At 62.7% G+C, this 20,066-nt stretch carries 17 protein-coding genes; 12 read left to right on the forward strand and 5 right to left on the reverse strand.

Annotated features, from left to right (window positions below):
• Window positions 1-158: 158 nt before the first annotated feature.
• Complete coding sequence (locus ELX51_RS00060) at window positions 159-512, reverse strand: septal ring lytic transglycosylase RlpA family protein (RefSeq protein ID WP_127751591.1); 354 nt, start codon at window positions 510-512, stop codon at window positions 159-161.
• A gap of 450 nt (window positions 513-962) precedes the next feature.
• Between ELX51_RS00060 and ELX51_RS00065 the strand changes: the two genes are divergently transcribed.
• The 3 genes from ELX51_RS00065 to ELX51_RS00075 all read left to right on the forward strand — a co-directional run bounded on the left by ELX51_RS00065 (window position 963) and on the right by ELX51_RS00075 (window position 4,708).
• On the forward strand, window positions 963-2,312 hold the full coding sequence (locus ELX51_RS00065; RefSeq protein WP_127751592.1) for an NAD(P)-dependent oxidoreductase: 1,350 nt from the start codon (window positions 963-965) through the stop codon (window positions 2,310-2,312).
• Window positions 2,305-3,648, forward strand: coding sequence for an NAD-dependent dihydropyrimidine dehydrogenase subunit PreA (gene preA, locus ELX51_RS00070; protein WP_127751593.1), 1,344 nt, complete (start codon window positions 2,305-2,307; stop codon window positions 3,646-3,648). The genes ELX51_RS00065 and preA overlap by 8 nt, the downstream gene beginning before the upstream one ends.
• Window positions 3,649-3,886: 238 nt before the next feature.
• Window positions 3,887-4,708: a manganese catalase family protein gene (locus ELX51_RS00075; RefSeq protein ID WP_127751594.1), complete on the forward strand. Its 822-nt coding sequence runs from the start codon at window positions 3,887-3,889 to the stop codon at window positions 4,706-4,708.
• 58 nt (window positions 4,709-4,766) lie between these two features.
• Here the strand turns inward: ELX51_RS00075 and ELX51_RS00080 are convergent, their stop codons facing one another.
• Together ELX51_RS00080 and ELX51_RS00085 are read right to left on the reverse strand one after the other, a co-directional pair.
• Window positions 4,767-5,546: an NYN domain-containing protein gene (locus ELX51_RS00080; RefSeq protein ID WP_127751595.1), complete on the reverse strand. Its 780-nt coding sequence runs from the start codon at window positions 5,544-5,546 to the stop codon at window positions 4,767-4,769.
• 80 nt (window positions 5,547-5,626) lie between these two features.
• Window positions 5,627-6,337: a TetR family transcriptional regulator C-terminal domain-containing protein gene (locus ELX51_RS00085; RefSeq protein WP_127751596.1), complete on the reverse strand. Its 711-nt coding sequence runs from the start codon at window positions 6,335-6,337 to the stop codon at window positions 5,627-5,629.
• Window positions 6,338-6,510: 173 nt separating this feature from the next.
• On the opposite strand from ELX51_RS00085, the gene ELX51_RS00090 reads away from it, so the two are divergent.
• The 9 genes from ELX51_RS00090 to ELX51_RS00130 all read left to right on the forward strand — a co-directional run bounded on the left by ELX51_RS00090 (window position 6,511) and on the right by ELX51_RS00130 (window position 17,146).
• Complete coding sequence (locus ELX51_RS00090; protein WP_127755117.1) at window positions 6,511-7,791, forward strand: aspartate aminotransferase family protein; 1,281 nt, start codon at window positions 6,511-6,513, stop codon at window positions 7,789-7,791.
• The gene (locus tag ELX51_RS00095) at window positions 7,791-9,284 is read left to right on the forward strand and encodes a CoA-acylating methylmalonate-semialdehyde dehydrogenase (RefSeq protein ID WP_127751597.1); all 1,494 of its coding nucleotides are present in this window, start codon (window positions 7,791-7,793) and stop codon (window positions 9,282-9,284) included. Before ELX51_RS00090 ends, ELX51_RS00095 begins: the two co-directional genes overlap by 1 nt.
• 13 nt (window positions 9,285-9,297) lie before the next feature.
• The gene (locus tag ELX51_RS00100) at window positions 9,298-10,548 is read left to right on the forward strand and encodes a Zn-dependent hydrolase (RefSeq protein WP_127751598.1); all 1,251 of its coding nucleotides are present in this window, start codon (window positions 9,298-9,300) and stop codon (window positions 10,546-10,548) included.
• Between the two features lie 55 nt (window positions 10,549-10,603).
• Window positions 10,604-12,055, forward strand: coding sequence for a dihydropyrimidinase (gene hydA, locus ELX51_RS00105; protein ID WP_127751599.1), 1,452 nt, complete (start codon window positions 10,604-10,606; stop codon window positions 12,053-12,055).
• Between the two features lie 142 nt (window positions 12,056-12,197).
• Complete coding sequence (locus tag ELX51_RS00110) at window positions 12,198-12,950, forward strand: ABC transporter ATP-binding protein (protein WP_127751600.1); 753 nt, start codon at window positions 12,198-12,200, stop codon at window positions 12,948-12,950.
• Entirely contained in the window at window positions 12,950-13,855 is a 906-nt protein-coding gene (locus ELX51_RS00115; RefSeq protein ID WP_127751601.1) for an ABC transporter permease, read from the forward strand. The genes ELX51_RS00110 and ELX51_RS00115 overlap by 1 nt, the downstream gene beginning before the upstream one ends.
• Window positions 13,852-14,946 carry an ABC transporter permease gene (locus ELX51_RS00120; RefSeq protein ID WP_127751602.1) on the forward strand — a complete coding sequence of 365 codons (1,095 nt, stop codon included), beginning with the start codon at window positions 13,852-13,854 and terminating at the stop codon, window positions 14,944-14,946. Before ELX51_RS00115 ends, ELX51_RS00120 begins: the two co-directional genes overlap by 4 nt.
• 24 nt (window positions 14,947-14,970) lie before the next feature.
• Window positions 14,971-15,966, forward strand: a complete 996-nt coding sequence (locus tag ELX51_RS00125; protein WP_127751603.1) for an ABC transporter substrate-binding protein — start codon at window positions 14,971-14,973, stop codon at window positions 15,964-15,966.
• Between the two features lie 286 nt (window positions 15,967-16,252).
• Window positions 16,253-17,146: a hypothetical protein gene (locus ELX51_RS00130; protein ID WP_127751604.1), complete on the forward strand. Its 894-nt coding sequence runs from the start codon at window positions 16,253-16,255 to the stop codon at window positions 17,144-17,146.
• A 161-nt stretch (window positions 17,147-17,307) separates the two neighbouring features.
• Here ELX51_RS00130 and ELX51_RS00135 read toward each other — a convergent pair whose 3' ends face one another.
• A complete protein-coding gene (locus tag ELX51_RS00135; protein WP_248305201.1) occupies window positions 17,308-19,428 on the reverse strand; it encodes a histidine kinase dimerization/phosphoacceptor domain -containing protein in 2,121 nt (706 codons plus the stop codon).
• Entirely contained in the window at window positions 19,415-19,954 is a 540-nt protein-coding gene (locus ELX51_RS00140) for a biliverdin-producing heme oxygenase (protein ID WP_127751606.1), read from the reverse strand. Before ELX51_RS00140 ends, ELX51_RS00135 begins: the two co-directional genes overlap by 14 nt.
• Between the last annotated feature and the right edge of the window lie 112 nt (window positions 19,955-20,066).

Genomic DNA, 20,066 nt, shown 5'->3' on the forward strand with positions numbered 1-20,066 from the left:
CCGCAAGGGGTGAGCCAGCGCCAATCGGGCTGAACAAGGGATGAAAGCCGGCCGAAAGCTAGTGGGTTTCTGCCCAAAGGGAAAGAGCGGGCCGCAAGGTGCCTGCTCGGGAAAGAAGAAAAGGCGTCCCAACGGGGCAGCCTTTTTCGTTGGAGCGACTAGAGCTTTTCGATGCACACGGAGGTTGTGCCCCGGTTGCGGAAACCCAGCTTGTTGGCGGCGCCCTTGGAAAGATCGATGATCCGCTTGCCGTGGAATGGACCGCGATCATTGATCGTCACCTGGATGGTCTTGCCCGTGCGCTGGTCGGTCACCCGCAATTTGGTGCCGAAGGGGAGCGAGCGGTGCGCCGCGGTCATGGCATCTTGGTTGAAGATTTGTCCCGATGCCGCGCGCTTGCCGTTAAAGCCCGGACCGTACCAGGAGGCGCCGCCACATTGGGCGTAGGCGGCCGAGGAAAAGCACAGGGCGGAAGCAGCAACGGCCAGGGTTAACAGAGTCTTTTTAAACAAGCGTCCAGTCTCACTTCAATTGATGTGAGCAGACGATACCCGGCGGGCCGGGGCCAGAATGTGGACTAATTTACCAAAATGCCTTTTCGGCCGGAACCAATGCCGGTAAGGGGCGTTAGGCGGCCCCGATTTGCTGGAATGTCGCGGTAAGTTCCTTGGCGCAGCTAGAATGAGGTTCTAGTTCAAAGCGCCTCGTCGTCCCGGATGCAGCTGAATCGCGCAAACGCAGGATTGTGTTTGCGCGGTGCTGCACATAGGCCACACCAAGCCCACAAGGGCAATAAACGCTCGTACCGTCTGTTAGTTCCGGGGAAAACCACAGGAAATTGCGGCGACGCTGCCGACAATGCGGCGGCTTTGTGGCGCTCGTATTCTGATATTTGACCAATTGATAAAAGATTGGGGTCGCGCTAGCCTCCCCAAGAAGACTGCAGCAGGGGAGGAGAAACCATGCCGGACGGTGTTCTCAAGGAGGGCATTGCGCCCGCACGGCTCGAACCGACGCAGTACCGCGCCAATTTCGCCGAACTGCATCCCCCTCTCGACAAGCACGAAGCCTTTGTGGAAGCCGATCGCTGCTACTTCTGCTTTGATGCGCCCTGCATGAATGCTTGTCCCACCAGCATCGATATTCCGCTGTTTATTCGCGAGATCGCGACCGACAACCCGCTGGGGGCCGCCAAGACGATCTTCGAGCAGAATATTTTGGGTGGCATGTGCGCCCGGGTCTGCCCCACCGAGCAGCTTTGCGAAGAAGCCTGCGTTCGCGAGGAGGCCGAGGGAAAGCCGGTGCGGATTGGGCTGCTGCAGCGCTATGCCACCGATATCGCGATGAGCGAAAACCGGCAGTTCTTCACCCGCGCGCCCGCCACCGGCAAGAGTGTGGCGGTGATCGGTGCGGGACCGGCGGGACTGGCCGCCGCGCATCGCCTCGCCACCAAGGGCCACGCCGTGGTGATGTTTGATGCGCGCCCCAAGCCCGGCGGGCTCAACGAATATGGCATCGCCTCCTACAAGGCGACCGACAGCTTCGCCCAGGCCGAGGTGGATTACGTGACCGCCATTGGCGGCATCGAGATCGTCAACGGCCAGGTGCTCGGGCGCGACCTCACGCTGGAGCGGCTGTGCGAAACCTATGATGCGGTGTTTCTCGGCATTGGTCTGGGGGGCGTCAATGCGCTGCGGGCCGAAAACGAGAATGTGGCCGGCGTCAGCGATGCGGTGGATTTCATCGCCGATCTGCGCCAAGCCGAGGATCTGTCCCGCCTGCCCATCGGGCGGCGGGTGGTCGTAATCGGCGGGGGCATGACGGCGATCGATGCGGCGGTGCAGGCCAAGCTCCTGGGCGCCGAAGAGGTCACGATGGTCTATCGCCGTGGCAAGGAACACATGAATGCTTCTGAATGGGAGCAGGACCTTGCCGCCTCCAAAGGGGTTACTATCCGCCACTGGCTGGCGCCCAAGCGGGTGCTGACCGATGGAGCCAAGGCCATTGGGCTGGAACTGGCCTATACCGCGCTGGTGTATGGCCGGCTGACGGAAACCGGCGAGACCACCACGATTGCCTGCGACCAGATCTTCAAGGCCATCGGGCAAACCCTCGCCATCGAAGGCGGCGGGCCGATCCTGGCGGGCGGCAAGATCGAAGTGGATGCCGAGGGGCGCACCTCCATGCCCAAGGTCTGGGCGGGGGGCGATTGCGCTGCGGGTGGCGATGATCTGACGGTGACGGCCGTGGCCGAAGGGCGCGATGCCGCCGAAAGCATGCACATCTTCCTCATGGGAGGCAGCAATGGCTGACCTGCGCAACAACTTCGTTGGCATCAAGTCGCCCAACCCGTTCTGGCTCGCATCCGCGCCGCCCACCGACAAGGCCTATAATGTCGAGCGCGCCTTTCGAGCCGGCTGGGGTGGCGTGGTCTGGAAGACGCTGGGCGAAGAGGGACCGCCCGTGGTCAATGTCAACGGGCCGCGCTATGGCGCGATCTGGGGCGCCGACCGGCGGCTCCTGGGGCTCAACAATATCGAGCTCATCACCGACCGGCAGCTGCAGATCAACCTGCAGGAAATGAAGCAGATCAAGATGGCCTGGCCCGACCGGGCCCTGGTGGCCTCCATCATGGTGCCCTGCGTCGAGGACGCCTGGAAAGCCATCCTGCCGGTGGTGGAGGAAACCGGCGCCGACGGCATCGAGCTCAATTTCGGCTGTCCGCACGGGATGAGCGAGCGCGGTATGGGCGCCGCCGTCGGGCAGGTGCCTGAATATATCGAAATGGTGGTGCGTTGGTGCAAGCAATATACCCGCATGCCGGTGATCACCAAGCTCACGCCCAATGTCACCGATATCCGCAAACCGGCCCGCGCCGCCAAGGCGGGCGGCACTGATGCGGTGTCGCTGATCAACACCATCAACTCCATTGTTTCGGTGGATCTCGACCTCTTTGCACCGACCCCGACCGTGGGTGACAAGGGCACCCATGGCGGCTATTGCGGCCCGGCAGTCAAACCCATCGCCCTCCATATGGTCGCCGATATTGCCCGCGATCCCGAAACCTATGGCCTGCCCATCTCCGGCATTGGAGGAGTGACCACCTGGCGCGATGCGGCCGAGTTCATGGCGCTGGGCGCGGGCAATGTGCAGGTCTGCACCGCCGCCATGACCTATGGCTTCAAGATCGTCGAGGAAATGATCTCGGGGCTCAGCCAGTGGATGGACGAGAAGGGCCATGCCGATCTCGAAGCCTTTACCGGCCGCGCCGTGCGCAATGTCACCGATTGGCAGTATCTGGATCTCGAATACATCGCCAAGGCCAAGATCGACCAGGATCTGTGCATCAAATGCGGGCGCTGCCACATCGCCTGCGAGGACACCTCGCACCAGGCCATCACCAAGGAAAAGGATGGTCGGCGCTATTTCGAGGTCAAGAACGAGGAATGCGTGGGCTGCAATCTGTGCGTCAATGTCTGCCCGGTGGAAGACTGCATCACGATGGAAGCCCTGCCGGTCGGCTCGGTGGATGAGCGCACCGGCCGCGTCGTGACCGGGCGTTATGCCAACTGGACCACCCACCCCAACAATCCCAGCGCGGCGCAAACGCCGATGGGCGACATCTCGGTGGTTGAGCCGGCACAATAGCGCCCTCCCTTCAGCCAAGCACTGGTCAGCGCCCCGCAGCACGGCACTCGCTTGCGGTTAGGCGCCGATGATGCTCGTCCAGCGAGCGCAGGGGTGCGCCTAGTGCTAGCCGCTGACGCCAAATCCAACTCGCAAGAACGTTTAAACCTGCGGAAGGCTCAGACTGCCTCAGGTTAGCGGCGGGCAACGGGATGAGCGTCCGAGCCTTTCCCCCGCCGAACCCTAACGGAGATCAACCATGTTCTACACTGACGGAAAGCTGCAATATCCGGTCCGCGTTGAAACGCCCGATCCACTATTCGCCCGCGCGCTGCAGCAGGCAATCGGCGGCGTGGAAGGCGAAATCCGCGTTTGCATGCAGTATTTCTTCCAGGCCATGGGTGCCCGCGGTAACCCGAAATTCCGTGACCTGTTGCTCAACACCGCCACCGAAGAACTGGGCCATATCGAGATGCTCGCCACCGCCGTGGCCATGAATCTTGAGGGCGCACCAGTCGGCATCAAGGACGAAGTGGCCAAGGACCCGATCGCCAGCGCCGTGCTGGGTGGCATGAACCTCAAGAACTTCCTGTCCGCCGGGCTTTCGGCCATGCCGGTCGATTCCGACGGCGTCCCGTTCGACATGTCCCACATCTATGCCAGCGGCAACATCGCTGCCGACATGACCGCCAATGTCATGGCCGAGTCCACCGGCCGCGTACTGGCCGTCCGGCTCTACAACATGACCAGCGATCCCGGCATGAAGGACATGCTCCAGTTCCTGATCGCCCGCGATACCATGCACCAGAACCAGTGGATGGCCGCGATCGAGGAGCTGGGCGGCGACAAGGGCGTGTTCCCGATCCCCAACAGCCATCCGCAGGCCGAGGAAAAGACCGAATTCGCCTATGGCTTCTTTAGCCATACGCTCGACAAGCAGCCCCCTGAAGGCCGCTGGTCCAAGGGTCCGTCCATCGACGGCAAGGGCGAATTCAGCATTGTGGTCAGCGAGCCCCTGGGCCAGGTCCCTAATCTCGGGCCAGCCCGTCCCAAAGGCGGCGCTCAAAAAGAACAGATGTAAGCCAAGCGGCTTGCACGATTCCGGTGGGGTTGGCTTGTGCCAGCCCCATTTCTTTATGTCAGCCGACGACGTGCAGAGGCATCAGCCGGACCCTGGCAGGATTAGCGCTCACTTGCTCGACAATGCCGTGGGCCAGTAGGCGCCGCATCAGCCCCTTGCCGCCGCTTAGGCGCTTGAAGAGTTGCGGGTTAGCCTGGGCGAGCCTCGAGCCGATCTGGCCCGGATCGGCCCGGCCCGTGGCGTTATCGCTCAGCGCCCGCACAAGATTGGTCAGCTCGTCACGGTCTGTTGCAGAAAGCGCGGTCAGCCCCTTGGCACGGGGAGGAGCTGCCGGTTTCTGGGGCGCGGGAGCGGACTTGGTAGCGGCAGGCGCTAAGGGGGTGACGGCCCCCCTAGCCACCGGGGCACTTGCGCAATCCTCTTCGGGTAAACAGGTGAACCCAGTGCAGCCGGCGCGAAAGGCTTGCGGCGCCTTAGCCGTCCCAAAGCCCAATACGTCCAGTCCCATGTCGCGCAGATGCAGCGCCAAGGGGGTGAAATCGCGGTCATTGCTGACGAGAGCGATGGTGTCGACTTGCCCACGATGCGCCAGGTTCATGGCCTCGATGGCAAGGCGGATATCGGCGGAGTTCTTGCCCTTGCCCAGGCTTGGTTGCAGCACCAGCATCAAGCCGTGCCTGCTGGCTTCAGCCCGCCAGGGCCCCAGCGTCGGCTCGGCGAAATCACCCACGGCCTTGGCAGTGGTCACCTGGCCGCGCTGCGCCAGTTGCGAGAGCACTGGCTCAATGCAGCCTGCGCCGATGTTTTCCGCATCAAACAGCACAGCGATCTGCCGCATAATCGTCCCCCCAGCCCCGGCCGCAGGCTAGCGCAGGGGCTCTCTCCAGAGCCTCTCCAAATTGCCTGCAATTGCGCGGATCAGGCGCCGGAGCGGCGGGGGGTGAGGCCATGCATGAACAGGTGCTCGAGAAAGCGCGCGGCATCCTCGAAGCGCCCTTCGCCACCACGGGCGGGTCCGAGGACGGCGCGCACCTGCACGTCGAAATCGGCGTAATGCTGGGTGGTCGCCCAGATCGAAAAGATCAGGTGATAGGGATCAGTGCGCGCGAGCTTGCCCTGGTCCATCCAGCTCAGCAGCACCTGGGCTTTTTCGTCGACGAGGTTCTTGAGGTCGACCTCGATCATTTCGATGATCCGCGGCGCGCCCTGCAGCATCTCATTGGCAAAGAGCCGGCTTTCGCGCGGAAAGTCGCGCGCCATTTCGAGCTTGCGTCTTATATAGGAGCGGATCTCGGGGAACGGGTCTCCCGCCGCATCCATCTCGCGCAGGGGCGCGAGCCAAGTCTGCAACAGCGCCGCAATCAGGCGGCGATGGATCTCTTCCTTGCGCGGAAAGTAATACAGTAGGTTGGGCTTGCTCATCCCCGCAACCTCGGCGATCTGGTCGATCGTGGCGCCGCGAAAGCCATGCAGCGAAAACACATCCAGCGCGGCTTCCAGGATAATATCGTGCTTTTCACGCTGGATCCGCGTCAGCGGCCGGCTGGGCTTGGCGCCTGGGCCGGCTGCCGCGATCTGCCCATCGGCACCAGCGGCAGGCGCAAGATTTTTCGCGTCGGGGGGCGGCATTTTGGCCTTGCGGGAAGTTCTGGGAGTGCTAACGTTTTTCCATATGGTCAAAATTCTTGGGTTCGCCGGGCCACGTCAAGAGCTAAAAGCGCGCACCGAGTTGGTTCTTGGAGGAGTTAGCCGTGGCGTCAACGTCCAGCAGCAGAGCGCCCAATGATCTGAGTGCGTTCTGGATGCCGTTTACCGCCAACCGGCAATTCAAGAAAGCGCCCCGCATGCTCGTTGGGGCCAAGGACATGCACTACACCACCGCCGATGGCCGCCAGATTCTCGATGGCACGGCCGGGCTCTGGTGCGTCAATGCCGGTCACGCCCGCCCCCGCATCGTGGAAGCGATCGGCAACCAGGCCGCCGAACTCGATTATGCGCCCGCCTTCCAGATGGGGCATCCCAAGGCTTTTGAACTGGCGAGCCGCCTCGTCGACCTCGCGCCCGAAGGGCTCGACCATGTGCTCTACACCAATTCGGGTTCTGAATCGGTGGAAACCGCCCTCAAAGTGGCTCTGGCCTACCACCGCGTGCGCGGCGAAGGCAGCCGCACCCGCTTGATCGGTCGCGAGCGGGGCTATCACGGCGTCAATTTCGGCGGCATCTCGGTGGGCGGCATCGTCACCAACCGCAAGATGTTCGGCACGCTGCTGGCGGGGGTCGATCATCTGCCCCACACCCATAACCTGCAGAAAAATGCCTTCAGCAATGGCTTGCCCCCGCATGGCATGGAACTGGCCGACGAGCTCGAGCGCATCGTGGCCCTCCATGATGCCTCCACCATTGCGGCGGTGATCGTTGAGCCGGTGGCGGGCTCGACCGGCGTCTTGATCCCGCCCGCCGGCTATCTGCAGCGCCTGCGCGAGATCACGAAGAAGCACGGCATCCTGCTGATCTTTGACGAGGTGATCACTGGTTACGGACGGCTGGGCACGCCCTTTGCCGCCGATTACTTCGGGGTGACGCCTGATATCATGGTCACGGCCAAGGGCCTCACCAATGGCGTTATTCCGATGGGCGCGGTGCTGGTTTCCGCCGAAATCCACGACGCCTTCATGGCCGGGCCGGAAAACGCCATCGAGCTGTTCCATGGCTATACCTATTCGGGCAATCCCATCGCCTGCGCCGCCGCGCTCGCCACGCTGGAAACTTACCGGGAAGAAGGGCTGCTGACGCGCGGGGCGGAACTGGCCCCCTATTTCGCCGAGGCGCTGCATTCGCTGCGCGGCGAGCCGCATGTGATCGATATCCGCAATATCGGACTGGTTGGCGCCGTCGAGCTCGAGCCCATCGCCGGCAGCCCGACCAAGCGGGCCTTCTCGGCCTTTATCAAGGCATTCGAAAGCGGCTATCTGATCCGCACCACAGGGGACATCATTGCGCTGAGCCCACCCCTCATCATTTCGCGCGACCAGATCGAGGAACTGGTGGATGGATTGCGCACAGTTTTGCGGAGCATCGAATAATGCGGCTGATCGAAAACGCCGTAGCAGGCAAGCGCTACATTTCCAGCGGCCGGCGTGTGCCGGTGTTCAATCCGGCCACGGGCGAACAATCGGCCGAACTGCCGCTGTCGACCCCCAACGAGCTCGATGCTGCGGTGCAGGCCGCCAAGGCCGCGCAGCCCGTTTGGGGCAATACCCCGCCCATGAAGCGGGCGCGCATCATGTTCCGCTACAAGGCCCTGCTCGACCAGCATGCCGATGAGCTGGCGCGCGAAATTTCGCGTGAGCACGGCAAGGTGCATGACGATGCGCTGGGGGAAGTGGCGCGCGGCATTGATTGCGTCGAATTTGCCTGCGGCATTCCCCAACTGCTCAAGGGCGAGTTCTCGCGCAATGTGGGCCCGGCGATCGACTCCTATTCCGAGCGCCAGCCGCTCGGCGTCGTGGCGGGCATCACCCCGTTCAACTTCCCGGCCATGGTGCCGATGTGGATGTATCCAGCGGCCATTGCCTGCGGCAACACCTTTATCCTCAAGCCCTCCGAGCGCGATCCTTCAGCCTCGATGCTGGCCTGGAACCTCTTCATGGATGCGGGTCTGCCTGAAGGGGTGTTCAATATCGTCCATGGCGACAAGGAAATTGTCGACGCCATTCTCGATCATCCCGACATCAAGGCGGTGAGCTTTGTCGGCTCTACTCCGATCGCCGAATATGTGTATCGCCGCGGTACGGCGGCGGGCAAGCGCATGCAGGCGCTGGGCGGGGCCAAGAACCACATGGTGGTGATGCCCGATGCCGATCTCGACCAGGCGGCCGACGCGCTGATGGGCGCTGGTTACGGCTCGGCCGGCGAGCGCTGCATGGCCGTTTCGGTGGCGGTGCCCGTGGGCAAGGAAACTGGCGACGCGCTGATCGCCAAGCTCAAGCCGCGGGTCGAAGCGCTCAAGATCGGCCCAGCAACCGACGCCGATGCGCAAATGGGCCCGGTGGTGACCAAGGCCCATCGCGACAAGATCATCGGCTATATCGACTCTGGCGTCGAGCAGGGCGCCGAGCTCGTGGTCGATGGGCGCAACTTCTCGCTCCAGGGCTATGAAGGCGGCTATTATGTCGGGGGGACCTTGTTCGACAATGTGACCCGCGACATGACCATCTACAAGGAAGAGATCTTCGGGCCGGTGCTCTCGGTGGTGCGCGCGGCGGACTATGCCGAGGCAGTCGATCTCATCAACAGCCACGAATTTGGCAATGGCACCGCGATCTTCACCCGCGATGGCGATGCGGCGCGCGAATTTGCCGACAAGATCGAGGTGGGCATGGTCGGCGTCAATGTGCCAATCCCGGTGCCGGTCGCCTATCATTCCTTTGGCGGCTGGAAGCGCTCGCTCTTTGGCGACCATGCCATTTACGGTCCAGAAGGCGTTCACTTCTATACCCGCCTCAAGACCGTGACCACCCGCTGGCCCGCCGGCATCAAGGGTGGCGCCGAGTTCTCCTTCCCCAGCGTCAAATAAGGAACACAACCGCATGCCGTCCCCCGGAGAAAACCTGCGCATCAATGGTGACCGGCTTTGGGACGGCCTGATGGACATGGCCAAGATCGGCCCGGGCGTGGCCGGCGGCAATAACCGGCAAACCCTGACCGACGAGGACGGGGAAGGGCGGCACCTCTTTGCGCGCTGGTGCGAAGCGGCGGGGCTCACCCTCGGCGTTGACCAGATGGGCAATATGTTTGCCACCCGCCCGGGCACCGATCCCGCGGCGCTGCCGGTTTACATCGGCTCACACCTCGATACCCAGCCCACCGGCGGCAAGTTCGATGGCGTGCTCGGCGTTCTGGCCGGGCTCGAAGTGGTGCGCTCGCTCAACGACCTCAACATCGCCACCCGCCATCCGATCGTCGTGACCAACTGGGCTAATGAGGAAGGGGCGCGCTTTGCTCCGGCCATGCTGGGTTCGGGCGTGTTTGCCGGCATCCATACGCTCGACTATGCCTATGCGCGGCGGGATGGCGAGGGCAAGAGCTATGGTGACGAACTCAAACGCATCGGCTGGCTGGGCGACGAAGAGGTAGGCGCGCGCCCCATGCATGCCTATTTCGAATACCACATCGAACAGGGCCCGATCCTTGAGGCCCAAAACAAGCAGATCGGCGTCGTCACCCACTGCCAGGGTCTGTGGTGGCTCGAATTCACGCTGACGGGTCGGGAAGCCCATACCGGCTCGACCCCGATGAATATGCGCGTCAATGCCGGGCTGGCGATGGCACGGATCATCGAGATGGTGCAGGCCGTCGCGATGGACAACCAGCCGGGCGCGGTGGCCGGCGTCGGCCAGGCCCGGTTCTTCCCCAATTCACGCAATGTTCTGCCCGGCAGGGTGGTGTTCACGGTTGATCTGCGCTCGCCCGATCAGACGAAGCTCGACGCCATGCGGCGCCGGATCGAGGAAGAGGCCGCCAGCATTGCCGCCGCGCTCGGCGTGGGCTGCAGTGTCGAGGATGTCGGCCATTTCGATCCCGTCACCTTCGCGCCCGAACTGGTGGATCGCGTGCGCAGCGCTGCCGAAAAATTGGGCTATTCGCACATGCCCATTATCTCGGGCGCCGGCCACGACGCCTGCTGGGCCGCCAAACTGGCGCCCACGACCATGATCATGTGCCCTTGCGTTGATGGCATAAGCCACAACGAAGCCGAGGAAATCAGCCGGGACTGGGCCGCTGCTGGCGCCGATGTGTTGTTCCACGCCGTGCTCGAAACCGCGGAGATCGCGGACTGAGACATGGCATAGCGATTGCATAGAATCGAAAAGATCGTGCAGGGGGGATGTGACGATGAGCATAGTCATCAAGAACGGGACGGTGGTTACCGCGGACCTGACCTATAAGGCCGATGTGCTGATCGAGGGGGAGCGCATCATCGAGATCGGCGCCGATCTCGATGGCGACGAAGTGCTCGACGCCAGTGGCTGCTATGTGATGCCGGGCGGCATCGATCCGCATACCCATCTCGAGATGCCCTTCATGGGCACCTATTCCGCCGACGATTTTGAAAGCGGCACGCGGGCGGCGCTTGCCGGTGGGACCACCACCGTGGTGGACTTCTGCCTGCCCAGCCCCGGCCAGTCCCTGCTGGAAGCCCTGCAGATGTGGGACAACAAGACCGGCAAGGCCTCCACCGACTTCGCCTTTCACATGGCCATCACCTGGTGGGACGAGCAGGTCTGGCGCGAAATGGCCGAGGTGGTGGATCGCGGCATCACCTCCTTCAAGCACTTCATGGCCTATAAGGGCTCGCTGATGGTCAATGACGACGAGATGTTCTCTTCGTTCAGCCGCTGCGCCGAACTCGGCGCCTTGCCGCTGGTCCATGCGGAAAACGGCGACGTCGTCGCCGCCATGACCCAAAAGCTGCTCGACGCCGGCAATAACGGCCCCGAGGCCCATGCCTATTCGCGCCCCCCCGAAGTGGAGGGGGAAGCGACCAACCGCGCCATCATGCTGGCCGATATGGCGGGCGTGCCGCTGTATGTCGTCCATGTCTCGTGCGAGCAGGCCCATGAAGCCATCCGCCGCGCGCGCCAAAAGGGTATGCGGGTTTATGGCGAGCCGCTGGTGCAGCACCTGACGCTCGATGAAAGCGAATACGCCAACCCCGATTGGGACCATGCCGCGCGGCGGGTGATGTCGCCCCCGTTCCGCAACAAGCAGCACCAGGATTCCCTCTGGGCCGGCCTGCAATCGGGCTCGCTGTCGGCGGTAGCCACCGATCACTGCGCCTTCACCACCGCCCAGAAGCGTACCGGCATCGGCGATTTCAGCAAGATTCCCAATGGCACAGGCGGCCTCGAAGATCGCTTGCCGGTATTGTGGACGGCTGGGGTAAATACCGGGCGCCTGACCATGAACGAATTTGTGGCGGTGACCTCGACCAATATCGCCAAGATCCTCAACATGTATCCCAAAAAGGGCGCGGTGCTGCCCGGTGCCGATGCGGACTTGGTGGTCTGGGACCCCAAACGAAGCAAGACCATTTCCGCCCAGCGCCAGCAATCGGTCATCGACTACAATGTGTTCGAGGGCTTTGAAGCCACCGGTCTGCCGCGCTTTGTCTTGAGCCGGGGCAAGGTGTCGATCAGCGAAGACGAGGTGCGGGCCGAGCCGGGCCACGGCAAGTTCGTGCCGCGCGAGGCCAAGAACCCGGTCAGCCGCGCCCTCTCGCAATGGAAGGATCTCGTGGCGCCACGCCGCGTCGAGCGCTCCGGCATTCCCGCGAGCGGCGTCTAGCCATGGCGACAATGCTCTTCAAACCCACTCGCTTTAAGCACTAGAGGGCCAACTCTTGTCCGTGTTGTCTGCTGCACCCGCCATTTCTTCTCCCACGGCTTTGCAGTCGGCACCCGTTGTCTCAGCGCGCGGATTGGGGCTGATGTTCAAGACCAATGATGGTCCGGTCCATGCCCTGTCCAATGTCGATCTCGATATCGGCAAGGGCGATTTCGTTTCCTTTATCGGCCCGTCGGGCTGCGGCAAGACGACGTTTCTGCGCACCATTGCCGATCTGGAACAGCCCACATCGGGCACGCTCACCATCAATGGGCAAACTCCCGAACAAGCGCGCAAGAGCCGCGCTTATGGCTATGTGTTCCAGGCCCCCGCGCTCTACCCCTGGCGCACGATCGAAAAGAACGTCGCGCTGCCGCTCGAGATCATGGGCTATTCCGCGGCCCAGCAGCGCGAACGCATCACCCGCACGTTGGAGCTGGTGAATCTGACGGGCTTTGCCGGCAAATTCCCCTGGCAGTTGTCGGGCGGCATGCAGCAGCGCGCTTCGATCGCCCGGGCACTGGCGTTCGACGCTGACCTCTTGCTGATGGACGAGCCCTTCGGCGCGCTCGACGAAATCGTTCGCGACCACCTCAATTCCGAACTGCTCAAGCTTTGGCAACGCACCGGCAAGACCATCTGCTTTGTCACCCACTCCATCCCCGAGGCGGTGTACCTGTCGACCCGGATCGTCGTGATGTCGCCCCGCCCCGGGCGGGTGACCGAGGTGATCGTCTCGACCCTCCCCCGCGAGCGCCCGCTCGACATCCGCGAAAGCCCCGAGTTCCTCCAGATCGCCGCGCGGGTGCGCGACGGTCTGCGCGCGGGCCATTCCTATGACGAGGTCATGGTCTGATGGGGCGCCTGCAGCAAGCTTTGCCCGTTCTGGCTGTGCTGCTGATGCTGGTCCTCGCCTGGTATGGCGCTGCCATCGCAATGAATGCCGCCTGGCAAAATGATGTGAACCGGCGCGCCGGCATCGAGACCGTGCCGGCGACCGACTTCGTCTTGGCCACTTGGAACCAGGAAAAGCCGGTTCTGCCCACGCCACATCAGGTGCTAGGCGAATTGTGGAATTCGACGGCACTGGTGGCGCCCAACAAGCCGCGCAGCCTGCTGTTTCATGCCTGGGTGACCTTTTCGGCGACCGGCTTGGGCTTTGTCATGGGCAGCCTGCTTGGCATTGGGCTGGCCATTGCCATTGTTCACAGCGAAGCCACCAGCCGCTCGCTGATGCCCTGGATCGTGGCGAGCCAGACCATTCCCATTCTGGCGCTGGCGCCGCTGATCGTGGTCATTGGCTTCAACATCTTCACCGGCAGCCTGGGTCTGCCGACCGATCCGGCGCGGCTGCTGTCCAAGGCGATCATCTCGGCCTATCTCAGCTTTTTCCCCGTGACCGTAGGCATGGTCAAAGGGCTGCGCTCCCCCGAAGCCATCCAGCTTGACCTGATGCGCACCTACCATGCCTCGCGGGCGCAAACCTTTTGGAAGCTGCGCTGGCCGGCGGCGGTGCCGTTCTTGTTTGCTTCGCTCAAGGTGGGCGTGGCCGCGAGCCTTGTCGGGGCCATCGTGGGCGAATTGCCGACCGGTGCCGTCGCGGGCCTGGGCGCACGCCTTCTCGCCGGATCCTATTACAGCCAGACCGTCCAGATCTGGGCGGCGCTGGTCGCCGCCTCGATCCTCGCGGCGCTGCTGATCCTCATTGTCGGCTGGGTCGAGGCGCTGGTCGCCCGTCGCATGGGGGTGCGCGCGCCATGAGCCAGTTCCAGCTTTACCTCGCCATCCTTGCGAGCGGGCTTTGCGCCGCAGCGCTGGGCCTGACGCTTCTGAGCGGGGCCGAGCCGACGCTGCTGCTGCACGGGTTCCTGGTGTTGGGCGCCCTGTCGCTGTTGCGGCTGTGGCTGCATCCCGGGCTGTGGCTCGATAGTGCGCTCGCGGTCCTCGGCGCTGTCGCGGTGCTTGCGAGCTTCCAGCTCTACCCCGGCCCGCCCGCTTTCTTGTGGTTGGCGCTGGTCGCGACCTGGCTGTGGAGCTGGGTATTTGTCGAGCGCCTATCGGACCTGACGGCACCGAGCCTGGGGCAGAATGGCGGCCTGGGCTTGTTGATCCCGCTGACCTTTGGCCTCGCCATTCTCGTGACCTGGGAAGCGATCACGCGCGGCGCTGGCGTGCCGCAGGTGATCCTGCCGCCTCCCTCCCAGATCGGCAGCCGCATCGCCGCGAGCCTGCCGACGCTCTGGACCGATTTCCAGCAAACCTTTCTCAAGGCGGTGCTCGCCGGCTACGCCATTGGCTGTGGGGTGGGCTTCTTGGTGGCCATCCTCATCGACCGCTCGCCGTTCCTCAAATCCGGCTTGTTGCCGCTGGGCAGTTTCGTTTCGGCGCTCCCCATCGTGGGGGTCGCGCCCATCATGGTGATGTGGTTCGGCTTTGACTGGCAGAGCAAGGCGGCCGTGGTCGTGATCATGACCTTCTTTCCCATGCTGGTGAACACCATTGCCGGGCTCAACGCCGCTTCGGCCATCGAGCGCGACCTGATGCGCACCTATGCCGCCAGCTACTGGCAAACGCTGCTCAAGCTGCGCCTCCCGGCGGCGGCTCCCTTCATCTTCAATGCGCTCAAGATCTGTTCGACCCTCGCGCTGATCGGCGCCATCGTGGCCGAGTTCTTCGGCTCGCCCGTCGCGGGCATGGGGTTCCGGATTTCGGCCGAGATCGGGCGCATGAATGTCGACATGGTCTGGGCCGAGATCGCCATGGCGGCGCTCGCCGGCTCGGTTTTTTATGGGGTGGTCGCGCTGGTCGAGCGGGGGATCACGTTTTGGCATCCGTCCATGCGTCGTGCGTGAGGCGGCACAACAGGGGAAAGCAGCATGAACAAGTTCTTGGTCGGGGCTTTGGCAGGGGCCATTTCGCTCGCCTCCGCACATGCGGGATATGCGCAGGACAACAGCGTGACTCTCCAGCTCAAATGGGTCACCCAGGGTCAGTTCGCCGGCTATTATGTTGCGGCGGCAAAGGGCTTTTACGAGGAAGAAGGGCTTGATGTGGAGATCAAGCCCGGCGGCCCCGACATCGCCCCCGAGCAGGTGATTGCAGGCGGCGGGGCCGATGTGATTACCACCTGGATGGCGGCGGGACTGGCAGCACGCGAACGCGGCGTGCCACTGGTCAACATCGCCCAGCCCTTTGCGTCCTCGGGCCTGCTGCTGACCTGCCGCAAGGATGCGGGGGTCGAGACCACCGACGACTTTCCCGGCAAGACGCTGGGCGTCTGGTTCTTTGGCAATGAATATCCCTTCTACGCCTGGATGGCCAAGCTGGGCCTCGCCACCGACGGCAGCGAAGGGGGCGTCGAAGTGCTTCGCCAGGCCTTCAATGTCGATCCCCTGATCCAGAACCAGGCCGCTTGCATCTCCACCATGACCTATAACGAATTTGGCCAGGTGCTGCGGGCGGGCCTGACCGAGGACGACCTGACGGTCTTCAACTATCGCGACGAAGGCGTCGGCATGCTCGAGGATGGGCTGTATGTGCTCGAGGAGAATCTCGCGGATCCTGCCTTTGTCGAGAAGATGACCAAGTTCGTGCGCGCCTCGATGAAGGGCTGGGAATATGCCCGCGCCAACCCCGAAGAAGCCGCCCAGATCGTGGTCGACAACGACATGACGGGCTCGATGACCGTAGAAGACCAGCTCTATCAGGTCACCGAGGTCAACAAGCTGACGGAAGGCTCAACCGGCGCCCTCGATGAAGCCGCCTACCAGCAGACCGTCGATACGCTGCTTTCGGCCGTGTCGCCTGACAACCCGGCCATCACCAGGGCCCCCGAAGGCGCATTCAGCCATGTCGTCACCGAAGGCTTGTAGTCCCTTCGCCAGATCGATTGAGAGGGGCGGGAGCAATCCCGCCCTTTTTCATGCCCGGATTTGCCGCTCTTTTGTGCGCTTTTGTACAAAATTTGGGCACTATCTGGAACGAAAAGCAGTGCTCACGGTTGAGTGATCATCGCGTCAAACGCCTGAGGACTCCATCATGAACTCTATCATTTATCTCGTCGGTCTTGTTGTGGTCGTCTTGGCCATCCTGTCTTTTCTTGGCCTCAGCTAAGGGAAGCGGCAGCTTTCTTCCGTTTCCCCCCGCGAAAGGCTCATCATGACCATAGAATCTACTCTGGGTGTAACCCGCGTAGCCACAACCGCTTCGGATGGCGACCAGTCCTCCTATGTTGACTGGCCCGCCATCATTGCAGGTATTGTGCTCGCTTCGGCAATTTCCGTCGTCTTCATCAGCTTCGGATCGGCAATTGGGCTGAACTTCCTCGACTTCAATGCACGCGAAGGCGCCTCGCCGATCTTCATCGCCATCGTGGCGGCCAGCTGGTTCTTGTGGGTACAGGTGTCGAGCTTCATGGCTGGCGGGTACCTCACCGGTCGTTTGCGCCGCCGCTATCACGACGCCACCGAGCACGAGAGTGATGTGCGCGATGGTGCCCATGGCCTGCTGGTTTGGGCCGGCGCCGTTGTGGTTGGCACTGTTCTAGCCGTGAGCGGCATTGGCGCTGCTGTAAATACAGCGGGTGCCGCACTTTCCACTGCAACCCAGGCTACCGCCAATGTGGCGGGCGGCGCAGCTGAAGCAGTTGATCCAAACGCATACTTCATCGACACTCTGTTCCGCTCGCAGCAGCCAACCAATCCCGAAGCCGCACGAGCCGAAGCGGGCCGCATCTTCGCGCAGGCCGCTTTGGGCGATGGTACCGTGGTGGAAGAGGACCGCACCTACCTGGCCAATGTCGTTGCCGCCAATACCGGGTTGACACCAGAAGAAGCCAATGCCCGCGTTGATCAGGTGATCGGCAATATCGAGCAGGCCCGTCAGGATGCGCTGGAAACCGCGCGTACCGCGCGTAATACCGGCATCCTTGGTGCATTCCTTTTGGCTGCATCGCTGCTGATTTCGGCTATCGGCGCCTTCTGGGCCGCCCAGAAGGGTGGCAATCACCGGGACGAGAACAGCGTGTTTGCTGAAGTGTTCCGCCGCTTCTAAGCGTCACTGGAAAGGAAAACATCATGTTGCGTGGTTTGGGTCTCTGGCTCCTCGGTGTGCCGATCTGGTTGATCATCATCATCGTACTCTTCTTGAACTAACAGAAATGGGCGGGGAGCAATCCCCGCCCATTTCTGTGTTGTCTGCAAAGCGGAAAAGACTCAGGCCTGGATGGCCGCCGCCACAATCACGCGGGCGCCCGGGGAATTGTCGGCGATTTCCATGGATCCACCGAGGCGCTGCACCAGGCTCGCCAACATGCGCGAGCCGAACCCCGTGCCTTCGGTCACACCGCTATAACCGCGTCCGCTATCGGCAACGATCAGGCGAAGCATGTCACGGTGCTGCTGCAGGCTGATGAGCAGCGGGCCGGGTTCACCGCCATAGGCATATTTGGTGACATTGGTCACGAGCTCGTTCACGATGAGGCCGACGCTAACCGCCCGATCGGTGCTGATCAGCATGGGGACAAGATCCAAGGTCACCTGTCGGCGCCAGCGCTCGTCCATGGATTTCAGCAACTCATCGACCAACTCGGTAAGATAGCGCGACAAGTCGATAATCTCGACACTGTCATCCTGGTAAAGGCGCCGGTGCGCCAGCCCGACCGCCGATAAGCGGCTCTCCGCCTGCGTCAGATGTGCGCGCACTTCTTCGCCAGCATTGCGCCCCTGCATGCGCAGGAAGGCGCCCACAAGCGCCAAACTGTTTTGGACGCGGTGATTGACCTCGCGCAACAAGAAATCCTTCTGGCGGATTAGGCTTTCATTCTCGTTGAGGGTCGTGGTCAGCTCGCGGTTAAGCTGCTTGATGCGACTGTTGTTGCGCGCCTCGGTCATCAAGCGAACAACGCGGGACGCGGACTCCGTCTGCGCCAATGTCCAGGGCCGTGAGCGGCCGCGCACGCTTTCGGACCATGCTTCGAATGAAGCGCGCGGCTTAAGCACCGCCCCCGGCTCGTGCGGTACGTCCTTGTGCGGGTTGCCGGCCCATTTGACAGTCTGCAACTGTTCGGCCCGGAACCACATCAGAATCGTGGGTACCTCGGTTGACATCGTGACGGCGAGGAGCCCGCTGGCACTCTCCTGAAACGCTGCTGCTGCGGCATAGTCCTTGCTCAGTTCACGGCTGGCGACCGGCTTGAGGGACCCGGGATGGCGCACATGTTCCGCCAGTTGGCGCACATCCGTTGGGTCGGGACAATTGCCGGCGCGAAACAGCTCGCCCCCCTGAACGGCGGCAAAGCCATCGGCTTGCAACAAAGCGGCGAGTTCTTCGCCGGATCGCGCAAAGAACTCTACTAGGGAGCTGTCCGTGCCGAGGCGGGCGAGGATGGCGTCTTCCTGCGCGCGCAGCGCAATCCGCTCGCGATACAACTCGCCCTCGTCACGCGTCTTGACCTGCCGGGCGAGACTGGTTGCCATGGCCTGACATGCGAGCCTTGTGGTCAGCGATAATTCGCGCGGTTGGTGGTGATGGCAGGCGATGAGCCCCCACAAAACGCCATCAACCACGATGGACATGGAGGCCGAAGCGCCCACCTCCATGTTCTTGAGGTACTGGATATGGATCGGGGAGACACTGCGCAGCGTCGAGTCGCTCAGATCAATGGCGGTCAGGTCCCGGCTGGCGCTGACGATCGGGGCGGGCTCATAGTGCACATCGGCAATGACACGCACCTTGTTGCGCACGTAAAGCGCCCGCGCCTGGCGCGGAATGTCGGTTGCCGGGAAATGGTGGTTCATGAAGCTCGAAGCGCTATCGCTGATGCTTTCGCCCAGCACCACGCCCGCCTCGTCATCGATGAAGCGGTAAACCATTACCCGGCTATAGCCGGTGAGGCGCTGGAAAATGCCCGCGGCTCGGTTGGACAGGTCCGCCAGGGTGGTCGAGCGCTCCAAGGTGGCGCCCAGTGTCTCCAACTGCGCCAGGAATTGCGCGTCAAGATCCGCGTTTTCGTCGGGGTCGGTGAGTTCAACCACCAGATGCCCACCACTGCGATAAGCGACGCCATCACGCGCTCGTCGACCAAACTGCAGGCGGCCAAGCACCAGCAAGCCGGAAGCCGGGATCTTGCCGACAAGCGCTTGCACGTTGAGCCCCGTGAGCTCAGCCAACGGAAGCCCAAGGATTGGGGCAGAACCGTCCGGTCCGGCAAAACCTTCAACAATGCCGCTATCGGCATCAGCAATCAGCATTGTGCCATAGGGCTGGATGGATCCGGGAATATGGATCGGCTCCAGGTCGCAATTGGTCAGGTCAACGGTCTTAGGCTCTGGCAAAGACAGGCTCCGAATGGATCGACAGAGCCAGTTGAAACACGGCCCCTGCGGCATGCAATGCTGCGGAATGGTCAAGCTCAGCAGTTCCGAGCAAGGCCACGAACCGCTTCCAGCGCCCCGGATCGTCCGTTTGCGCCGCCAGATGCCGTGCTCCGAAATGCTCGCTTAGTCCAAGCTGTTGTGCCCGCGCAAAAAGGATGCGCGCACCCACGCCCGAGCCCTCCAGCACATAAAGTGCCCCGAGGGCAGAAGCAAACCCCAAGGGAAGCTCAAGGATGGGGGCGCTTGGAAGATCAGCTTGCCTGAGATCCTTCAGGTCGGCGCGGAGAGGACCCGCCAGGTCCTGCACCGACCATTCTGGCCGGCCTCGGACGGTCGGCTCCACCGCGGCGCGGAACCGGTAGGAGCGGATAACAAAGGCCCGATAATCGTCCAAGCTTTCGAATTGGCCCACAATATTGTCGAGGCGCGTATGCACGGCTTGAGTATGCAATCGCAGTGCGCTGCGCAGGCTAGTGTCGGCCAACCGGTCAGTCTCCTACCGCTTCCGCTTGCTGCGCCAGGGCATGTGTGGCGCGGACGGGGTGCAATCCACTTTAGCAGCAAGTCACGCGGTTCAAAGCGCTGCGGCCGAAGGC

It is taken from the genome of Devosia sp. 1566 (assembly GCF_004005995.1).
Classification (GTDB): Bacteria; Pseudomonadota; Alphaproteobacteria; order Rhizobiales; family Devosiaceae; genus Devosia.